We start from the raw sequence: 8,799 nt of genomic DNA, 5'->3' as shown, positions 1-8,799 counted from the left end.
CTGCACAGCGCCGGGGCGGTCTTCTGACTTTTGAGATCGGATATATTTAGGATATAGGAAGCCTCTGTGGGTGCAGCATCCCCAAAGCGGGACGGCATGGCATTCCCGCTTCAGCCGAGCAGCACCAGGACCACGCCGTAAATCACCGAGGCCAGGGTGCCGAACACGATCACCGGCCCGGCGATCAGGAACATCTTGGCCGCCATGCCAGTGACGAATCCCTCGCTGCGGAAGTCGATGGCCGGTGAGACCACCGCGTTGGCAAAGCCGGTGATGGGCACCAGCGTCCCGGCGCCGCCAAAGCGGGCCAGCTTGTTGTACAGGTTCAGCCCCGTCAGCAGGGCGGAGAGAAACACCAGCGTGCAGGAGGTGGCGGTGCCCGCCGTCTTTTCCTCCAGGCCGGCGGCAGTCCAGCCGTTCAGGATCAGCTGGCCCACCACGCAGATGGCCCCGCCCACTACAAAGGCCAGGACCGTATCCTTCAGCAGCGGCGACTTGGGGGCCTTCTGCTTCACATACTGCTGGTATTCCTGCGGCGTCATATTCATTGAAAATCCCCTCCAGGCCATTTTCCCATAGGGTCTCCTGCTTGTTCGGAAACTATACGCACTTGCAAACCTGCGCGGAAGGGAGTACACTGTTGCCCGAAGATTTGTGTGTTTGGAGGAATCCCCATGAGACCCATGCCCGCCCCGCTGGGCCTGTATATCCACATTCCCTTCTGCAAGAGCAAGTGCGTCTACTGCGACTTCTACTCCCTGCCCCGGTCCGAGAGCCGGATGGACGACTACACAGATGCCCTGTGCGCCCATCTGGCGGAGACCGCCCCCTTCGCGGCGGGCCATCTGGTCGACACCGTGTACTTCGGCGGCGGCACCCCCAGCTATCTGGGGACCAAGCGGCTGGTGAAGATCCTGAAGACCATTCTGAAAAAATACAAGGTGGACAAGCAGGCGGAGATCACCCTGGAGGCCAATCCCGACTCCGCCGGGGACTGGAAAGAGCTGCGCACCCTGCGCCGGTGCGGGTTCAACCGCCTCTCCCTGGGAATGCAGTCCGCCGATGACGAAGAGCTCTCGGAGATCGGCCGGGTGCACACCATGGCTCAGACGGAAGCCGCCGTGGAGGCCGCCCGGAAGGCCAAGTTCCAGAATCTCTCCCTGGATTTGATTTACGGCCTGCCCCATCAGACGCTGGAGGGGTGGCAGAAAAACCTTTCCGCTGCCTTGGACCTGACGCCGGAGCATCTCTCCTGCTATGGGTTGAAGGTAGAGGAGGGTACGCCCCTTTTTGCCCGGCGGGGGACCGCGGGTCTGCCGGGGGACGACGCCCAGGCGGACATGTATCTCTACACGGTGGAGTTCCTGAAGGCCCAGGGCTATGAGCAGTATGAGATCTCCAACTTCGCAAAGCCGGGCTGCGCCTCCCGGCACAATCTGAAATACTGGACCCTGGGGGAGTACGCCGGCTTCGGCCCCGGCGCCCACTCGGACTTCGGCGGCGTGCGGTACGCCTACACAAAGGATCTGGAGGGCTATATCCGGGGCGTGCGGGACCACGCCCCCATGCTGTCGGAGAGCGACCGCATCCCACCCCTGGACCGGGACACCGAATGGGTAATGCTGGGCCTGCGGACCACGGCGGGTTTGGACCCCAAGGCATTTGAGCGCCGCTTCCGCCGCCGGTTCACCTGCTTTCTGCCCTTCCTGGACCAGTGCGCCAAGGCCGGCTATGCGGTGGCGGAGGACGGCCGCTGGCACCTGACGCCCCGGGGCTTTCTGGTGTCCAACCAGATCATCGGTGGGATGCTGGATGCCCTGGCCGCGGACAAACAGCGGCGGGCCGATGCCGCCGCCCGGGGAGATTTCCGGGTGAACCTGGATTGAATGAAAAAAGCCGCCCGCTGGAATGCTCCGGCGGGCGGTTCTTTCTCATGCCTTCCGGGCCCGGATGGCATTGACCGGGCAGCCGTTGGCCGCGTCGAAGGCCCCCGCCTCCTCCGCCGGGGTCCGGGGCTGGGCCTGCACCACGGACACCCGCCCCTGGATCTGAAACACGGCCGGCACCGCCGCCGCGCACATCCCGCAGCCGATACACCGGGAGGCGTCCACATTGACTGTCATGCGCTTCCTCCTTTTCCGCGGGCTGCGCCCGCTGTTCCCTTTTATTGTAATACACCGCGCCGGTTTCTCCAAGTCTTTTCTGCGGCGGGCGGAACTTTTTTCCCGCAGACGCCGTCTTGTATTTGGGAGACTCTGTGCAATCTGGTGGATTTTGTTGCCCCATTCCCATTTACTTTTCCGCCTGTTTATGCTATTCTGAAGAGGATTATGTAGACCATCTCAGCTGCAGCTTATGGAGGTATGACATGAAAAACACCCTGCGCAAAACCCTGTCCCTGTTTTTGGCGTTCACGCTTCTTTGCTCCCTGGGCCTCACCGCCGCCGCGTCCGAGGCCATGGGCGAGGACCTGACCTCCAAGGGCACTCTTTTGAACCAGAAGACCCAGCTCTCTACCAATGTGTTTTGGAGTACTGCGTACTCCGACCTGCGGACGGAGAACGTCGTCACATACGAGCCCAATGCAGATGTGACGCCCATCGTCACCTTCGGGGACTCCCTGACCACCCGCACCACGGTCACCTCTGCGGCCCGGGCACTGGAGAGCCAGGGCTACCGGGTGGTGGCGGGCATCAACGGCGACTTCTTCAACACCTCCAACGGCCTGCCCATCGGCATCCTGGTGTCGGAGGGAGAGGTCCTCAGCAGCGACGGCGGCTACTACGCCATGGGTTTCCGGGAGGATGGCTCTGCTGTCATCGGCAAGCCCGGACTCTCCATCTCCGCCAACCTGGGCTATCAGGGTTCGGACAGCAGCGGGTACTTCACGGACATCATCCGCACGGTGGCCGGCATCAACAAGGCCCGGGTCTCCACCGGCGGCATCTACCTCTATACATACGACTTCAACAACCGGCACACCACCGGCAATACCGAGGCCGGCGTGGACGTGCTGTGCACCATCGTGGACGGCTCCCTCTCCATCGGCGGCACCATGACGCTGGTGGTGGACCAGGTGATCGAGGCCACCTCCGCAACGGCCATCGGGCCGGACCAGATTGTCCTCTCCGCCAACGCCCTCTCCAACACCTACTACACCGACGCCCTGCGGAACATCCCTGTGGGCGCCACGGTGACCGTCACCGTCTCCGCCGCCAATGAGGCGTGGAACGATGTGCAGTACGCCGTGGGTGCCTTATACTCCCTGGTGCAGGACGGCGCCGTGGTCTCCGGTCTGCCCTCCGGGGTGAACCCCCGCACGGCGGTGGGTGTGACAGCTGACGGCACCGTGGTGTTCTATACCATCGACGGCCGCCGGTCCGGCCACTCCATCGGCGCCAGCCTGAGCCAGGTGGCCCAGCGGATGATCGAGCTGGGCTGCGTGGCCGCCATCGGCCTGGACGGCGGCGGCTCCACCACCATCACCGTGACGCAGCCCGACGACACCACCGCCGCTACCATTAACCGCCCCTCCGACGGCAGTGAGCGGGCGGTGGCCAACCACCTGTTCCTGGTGGCCACCAATGAGCCCACCGGCGAACTGGGCCACTTCTACGTCCAGGCGGACAACGCCTACGTTCTGGCGGGCAGCAAGGTAGAGATCTCCGCCGCCGCCGTAGACACCAACTACATCCCCATGGACGAGGACTATGACTACGACCTGGAGGCCTCCGACGGGGAGCTGGACGGCAATATCCTCACCACCCCGAAACGGGGCGGTGAGATCACCGTCACTGCCTCCAGCGGCCGCAGAGAAGGCTCTACCACCGTCTACGCCATCGAGGATCCCACGGACGTGGTGATCCGGGACAGCAGCGGCACCGCGCTCACCACCCTGAATGCCGCCACCGGCACCACCACCCAGCTGGCCGCCACCGCCGCCTACAACCACATCTCCCTGAAGGCGGATCCGGAAGCCTTCACCTGGGAGGTCACCGGCGACATCGGCACGGTGGATGAGCACGGCCTCTTTACTGCCGCCGCGCCTGGCACCGGCACCATCACGGTCTCCGCCGGCCGGGCCAGAGTCTCCATCCCCGTCACCGTCTCCAGCTCCGGCACGGTCTCCGCCGGCGGCGTCATGGAGGTGGAGTCCTTTGAGGGCAGCACCACCATCTTCCGGGGCAGCGGCAGCAACATGGACTTCAGTCTGAACCACAGCGCCGACACCGTGCGGATGGGCAGCGGCTCCGCCAAGGTGGATTACACTCTTACCGAAACCGGCGCATCCCAAGGCGCCTACACCGCCGAGTGGCGGGCCTCCAAGTCCACGGGCATCGACTGCAGCACCTACACTGCCCTGCACCTGTGGGTCTACGGCGACGGCTCCGGCAACATCCTGTCCCTGCTGTACAACGATGGCGCCGCAGGCTATCAGTCCCTCCAGGTGACCCCGCTGGACTTCACCGGCTGGAAACAGGTCACCGTCACCCTCCCTGGCGCACACTTCGAGATTCAGGGTCTGCAGGTCAGCGCCACCACCGCCGCAGACGGTACGGTTTCTGTCGGCGACAAGCTCTCCGGCACCATCTATATCGACCACATCACCGCCACCGCCTCCGGCACGCCGGACAACGCGGCGCCTGTGGTCTCTGCCTCCCTCGACAATTCCCTCTGGCAGGTGACCGCCTCGGTCGCCGACGCGGTGGATGGCATCCTGCCGGCGGGCAGCGTCACCGTCACCTACAACGGCGCCCCCTACGGCAGCTATGATCCCGCCACCGGTCTTGTGACCGTGGCCCTGCCCGGCCCCGGGGAGAGCCACGAGGCCATGCGGATCACCATCACCGCCCGGGACCTCTCCGGCAACATCGGCCGGGCCTCCGTGGATGTGGAGCCCTACGGCGTGGACCACAAGTTCACGGACATCAACGACTACTGGGCGGCCACCTATGTGGACTTCCTGTACAACGCCAATATCACCACCGGCTACGCCGACGGCACCTTCCGGCCCAACGACAACATCTCCCGCCAGCAGTTCGCGGTGATGCTGTATCGCTACCTGGGGCTGGACGGCACCCAGTATGAGAGCGTGACGCTGCCCTTCGCGGACAACGCCTCCATCGGGGATTACGCCCTGACGGCGGTGAAGGCCCTGTACACCGAGGGCATCATCAACGGCTCCACCGGCAGCGACGGACGGCTGTACTTCAATCCCGGCGGGTCCCTGACCCGGGCCCAGGCCGCCGCCATGATCGGCCGTACCCAGGAGAAGGGCTACGCCATTGTCGATCTGACCTTCTCCGACACCGCCTCCATCCCTGCCTACGCCACCTACTACATCCAGACCATGGCGGCCCAGGGCGTCATCAGCGGCTATGCGGACGGCACGTTCCAGCCCGGAGCCAACATCACCCGGGGTCAGATGGCCAAGATCCTCTACAACCTGATGTGAGTTTCGCCTTTCAGAGGCCGGCGCATCCGCGCCGGCCTCTCCTTATGGAGAGCGTCTTTTCGGAATCTGCCGGGTGCTGCAAAGCGCTATCGACTCCAATCCCCTGTGATTTCAGGAAAGGGTCTCCCCCGGGGCCCGTCCAGGCAAATGCCGCCGGGCACAGCCCTTCCCGGTCGGCCTCTATTCAGGCGGCCAGGGCTGTCCGGTGAAGCCGGAAGATGGAAACGGTGCCTGTTGACAGCTCCTGCCCCAGGGTGTAAAGTAATCATATTCCACATCCTGTCCGCGGACAGGATGTCTCTTTGCGAGGAGGCCCCCCATGAAGCTGAGACGTTCCGCCTGCATTGACACGCTGTACCTGGAGCTGCCCTTCCTGGACCGGTTCCAGGCGGCAAAGGAGGACGGCTTTGACGCCGTGGAGTTCTGGAGCTGGGCGGACCGGGACCTCTCTGCCGTCAAATCGGCATCAGATCGGGCCGGGATCCCTGTCTGCGGCTTCAACGGGGACGCGGACCTCTCTCTGATCGACCCTGCCCAGCGGGAGGCGTATCTGGCCTTTCTGCACCGCTCTCTGGAGGCGGCCCGGTTCCTGGGCGCCTCCGGCGTCACCGTCCACTCCAACGGTCTGGGGCCGGGGGGCGTGGTGCTGGCGCCCCGGGAGGACCTCTCCCACACGGTGAAGCTCTGCTCCCTGTACGCGGGCCTTGCCGCCAGCGCCCGCCTGGCGGAGGAGGCAGGCGTCACCCTCTATCTGGAACCGCTGAACATCTCCACAGACCACCCCGGCAATTTTCTGCGGGACACGCAGACGGCGGCGGAGCTGGTACGCCTGATCGGCTCTCCCCGCCTGAAGGTCCTGTATGACATCTACCACATGCAGCTGAGCGAGGGCCGCCTCTGCGACACCATCCGGCAGTACGCCGATACCTTCGGCCATGTCCACGCGGCAGACGCCCCCGGCCGCCGTGAGCCCGGTACCGGGGAGATCGCCTTCCCCCGGGTCTACAAGGCGCTGGAGGCCGCCGGCTACACAGGGCTGGTGGGCTATGAGCTGTTTCCCGCCCGCTCCACCCGGGAGGCTGTAAAGGCCATTCTGGACGCCGGCTGACACGTTGACCGGTACCCCCTGTATTCTGCGAAAAAGGACGGATCCAACAAGATGCACTCCATAAAAACCGCTCTCTCCCGCTATGGCTGGTTCACTGCCGGGGTCCTGCTGAACGCCTTCGGCGTGGCCCTGATTACCAAGGCCGCGCTGGGGACCTCCCCCATCTCCAGCCTGCCCTATGTGCTGAGCCTCCGCTTTCCCGTCACGCTGGGACAGTTCACTTTTTTGATGAATATGCTGTTCATTCTGGCGCAGGTCCTGCTGCTGCGGAAGGACTTCCGTCCCGTTCAGCTCCTGCAGGTTGCTGTGAATGTGGTGTTCAGCCTGTTCATTGATGTGAGCATGGGACTCCTCTCCTGGATGGAGGTCGGTGTGCTGCCCATGCGGCTGCTGGCGCTGGGCGTGGGCTGCGCCGTGCTGGGCTTCGGCATCAGCGTCGAGGTGGCGCCCCGGGTGCTGATGGTCCCCGGCGGGGGGATCGTCCAGGCCATCGCAGTCGTCACCGGCCGACAGTTCGGCAATGTAAAGACGGCTTTCGACGCCACGCTGGTGTCCACAGCCCTGCTCCTCTCCCTATTCCTCTTCCATCGGCTCCAGGGTCTGGGGATCGGCACCATTTTTTCCGCACTGGCGGTTGGCCGGTTCGTGGACCTCTATAACCGGAGGCTGCCGCTGATCTCCCGCATCTCCGCCCTGGGTGCAAGAACCTGAAAAATCAGTGTTGCATCCCTTCCGTTGTTATGGTATATTAGCAGATAAGTAAGTTGGCCTGCCGGCCAGGAAGGATCTGTGAACCCGCGTGGACGAACCTCCGTTGCCCACCCATACATACCGAGGTGTCTTTCAGAAGGACAGTCTGCCCCAAGGGGTGAGACTGCCCTTTTCGCGTTTTGGGCCTCAGGGATCCGCTGATTTTTTTGAGGAGTGATGATTTTTCCCATGGACAGTTCCACTATATCAATGACCGTGGCCATCGTCCTGCTGGTGATGATGTCGGCCTATTTCTCCGCCACGGAGACCGCCTTCTCCTGCCTGAACAAGATCCGGATGAAGAGCCGGGCGGAGTCCGGCGACCACCGAGCTGCTCTTGCCATGGACCTGGTGGAGGACTATGACCGGCTGATCTCCACCATCCTCATCGGCAACAACATCGTGAACATCACCGCCTCCACTGTGGGCACAGTGCTGTTCACCAAGCTGTATGCGGCTTACGGCCCCACCGTCTCTACGGTGGTGTTGACGCTGGTGGTGCTGATCTTCGGCGAGATTTCCCCCAAGAGCCTGGCCAAGGAGCACGCGGAGAGCTTCGCCATGTTCTCCGCGCCCATCCTGCGGGTGTTTCTGCTGGTCCTGCGGCCACTGAACTTCCTGTTCTCCCAGTGGAAGCGGCTGCTGAACATGATCTTCCACCCCTCTGAGGACCAGGGCATCACGGAAGAGGAACTAATCACCATGGTATCCGAGGCGGAGAACGAGGGAGGTCTGGACCAGCACGAGAGCCAGCTGATCCGCTCCGCCATCGAGTTCGGCGACCTGGAGGCCGGGGACATCCTGACGCCCCGGGTGGACATCGTGGCGGTGGAGGACTCTGCCTCCATGGAGGAGATCGCCGCCGTGTTCGCTGAGAGCGGCTACTCCCGCCTGCCGGTGTACCACAAGGACGTGGATGACATCGTGGGCGTGATCCATGAGAAGGACTTCAACGCCGCCCGCTACCGGGGCCAGGGCAACATCTCCGGCTGCATCACGCCGGTCCACTATACCACCGCCAATGCGGACCTGGGCCTGCTGCTGCGGACGCTGCAGAAAAAAAAGACCCACATGGCCATCGTGGTGGATGAGTACGGCGGCACCGAGGGCCTGCTGACCATGGAGGACATCCTGGAGGAGCTGGTGGGCGAGATCTGGGACGAGCACGATGAAGTGGTGGAGTCCTTCCGCAAGCAGAGCGACGGCAGCTTCCTGGTGGCCGCCGGCGCCGACCTCTCCGACTTGTACGATCTGTTCTCCATCAAGGGGGACTGCGACGCCAGCACCGTCTCCGGCTGGGTGATCGACCAGCTGGGCCGCCTGCCCCTGGTGGGGGACCACTTCCAGGCGGAGGGCCTGGACGTCACTGTGACCATGGTGGACCACCGCCGGGTGCTGGAGGTTCGGGTGGCCGTGGCGGCGGAGGCGCCGGAGACCGCGGAGGGCGCGGCACAGCACTGACCGGACGAACCCGCCGCCCGTCCCG

At 64.0% G+C, this 8,799-nt stretch carries 7 protein-coding genes; 5 read left to right on the top strand and 2 right to left on the bottom strand.

The genetic code is table 11. From position 1 onward, the window contains the following. Nucleotides 1-110: 110 nt before the first annotated feature. Nucleotides 111-548, bottom strand: coding sequence for a stage V sporulation protein AC (gene spoVAC, locus HMPREF1546_RS00080; protein WP_021747567.1), 438 nt, complete (start codon nucleotides 546-548; stop codon nucleotides 111-113). 126 nt (nucleotides 549-674) lie between these two features. Between spoVAC and hemW the strand changes: the two genes are divergently transcribed. Beyond that, nucleotides 675-1,886 (top strand): radical SAM family heme chaperone HemW, encoded by a 1,212-nt coding sequence (hemW, locus tag HMPREF1546_RS00075; protein WP_051319915.1) that lies wholly within the window; start codon nucleotides 675-677, stop codon nucleotides 1,884-1,886. Between the two features lie 45 nt (nucleotides 1,887-1,931). On the opposite strand, the gene HMPREF1546_RS00070 is transcribed toward hemW, so the two are convergent. Further along, complete coding sequence (locus tag HMPREF1546_RS00070; RefSeq protein WP_021747569.1) at nucleotides 1,932-2,123, bottom strand: ferredoxin; 192 nt, start codon at nucleotides 2,121-2,123, stop codon at nucleotides 1,932-1,934. 245 nt (nucleotides 2,124-2,368) lie between these two features. On the opposite strand from HMPREF1546_RS00070, the gene HMPREF1546_RS00065 reads away from it, so the two are divergent. The 4 genes from HMPREF1546_RS00065 (at nucleotide 2,369) to HMPREF1546_RS00050 (ending at nucleotide 8,774) form a co-directional block, all read left to right on the top strand. Continuing rightward, a complete protein-coding gene (locus HMPREF1546_RS00065; RefSeq protein WP_021747570.1) occupies nucleotides 2,369-5,455 on the top strand; it encodes a phosphodiester glycosidase family protein in 3,087 nt (1,028 codons plus the stop codon). Between the two features lie 319 nt (nucleotides 5,456-5,774). Further along, the gene (locus HMPREF1546_RS00060; RefSeq protein ID WP_021748562.1) at nucleotides 5,775-6,563 is read left to right on the top strand and encodes a hydroxypyruvate isomerase family protein; all 789 of its coding nucleotides are present in this window, start codon (nucleotides 5,775-5,777) and stop codon (nucleotides 6,561-6,563) included. 51 nt (nucleotides 6,564-6,614) lie between these two features. Then, nucleotides 6,615-7,274, top strand: coding sequence for a YitT family protein (locus HMPREF1546_RS00055; RefSeq protein ID WP_021748561.1), 660 nt, complete (start codon nucleotides 6,615-6,617; stop codon nucleotides 7,272-7,274). 228 nt (nucleotides 7,275-7,502) lie between these two features. Further along, nucleotides 7,503-8,774, top strand: coding sequence for an HlyC/CorC family transporter (locus HMPREF1546_RS00050; RefSeq protein ID WP_036629886.1), 1,272 nt, complete (start codon nucleotides 7,503-7,505; stop codon nucleotides 8,772-8,774). The last annotated feature ends 25 nt before the right edge of the window (nucleotides 8,775-8,799 follow it).

The sequence above is a fragment of the Oscillibacter sp. KLE 1745 genome, assembly GCF_000469445.2.
Taxonomy (GTDB): Bacteria; Bacillota; Clostridia; order Oscillospirales; family Oscillospiraceae; genus Oscillibacter; species Oscillibacter welbionis.
Note: the sequence above shows the minus strand (reverse complement) of the source record. Positions and strands in the feature narration are given on the sequence as shown.

Coding starts and splice junctions, on each gene's coding strand:
- spoVAC (WP_021747567.1), bottom strand. CDS start 548: ATGAATATGACGCCGCAGGAATACCAGCAGTATGTGAAGCAGAAGGCC.
- hemW (WP_051319915.1), top strand. CDS start 675: ATGAGACCCATGCCCGCCCCGCTGGGCCTGTATATCCACATTCCCTTC.
- HMPREF1546_RS00070 (WP_021747569.1), bottom strand. CDS start 2,123: ATGACAGTCAATGTGGACGCCTCCCGGTGTATCGGCTGCGGGATGTGC.
- HMPREF1546_RS00065 (WP_021747570.1), top strand. CDS start 2,369: ATGAAAAACACCCTGCGCAAAACCCTGTCCCTGTTTTTGGCGTTCACG.
- HMPREF1546_RS00060 (WP_021748562.1), top strand. CDS start 5,775: ATGAAGCTGAGACGTTCCGCCTGCATTGACACGCTGTACCTGGAGCTG.
- HMPREF1546_RS00055 (WP_021748561.1), top strand. CDS start 6,615: ATGCACTCCATAAAAACCGCTCTCTCCCGCTATGGCTGGTTCACTGCC.
- HMPREF1546_RS00050 (WP_036629886.1), top strand. CDS start 7,503: ATGGACAGTTCCACTATATCAATGACCGTGGCCATCGTCCTGCTGGTG.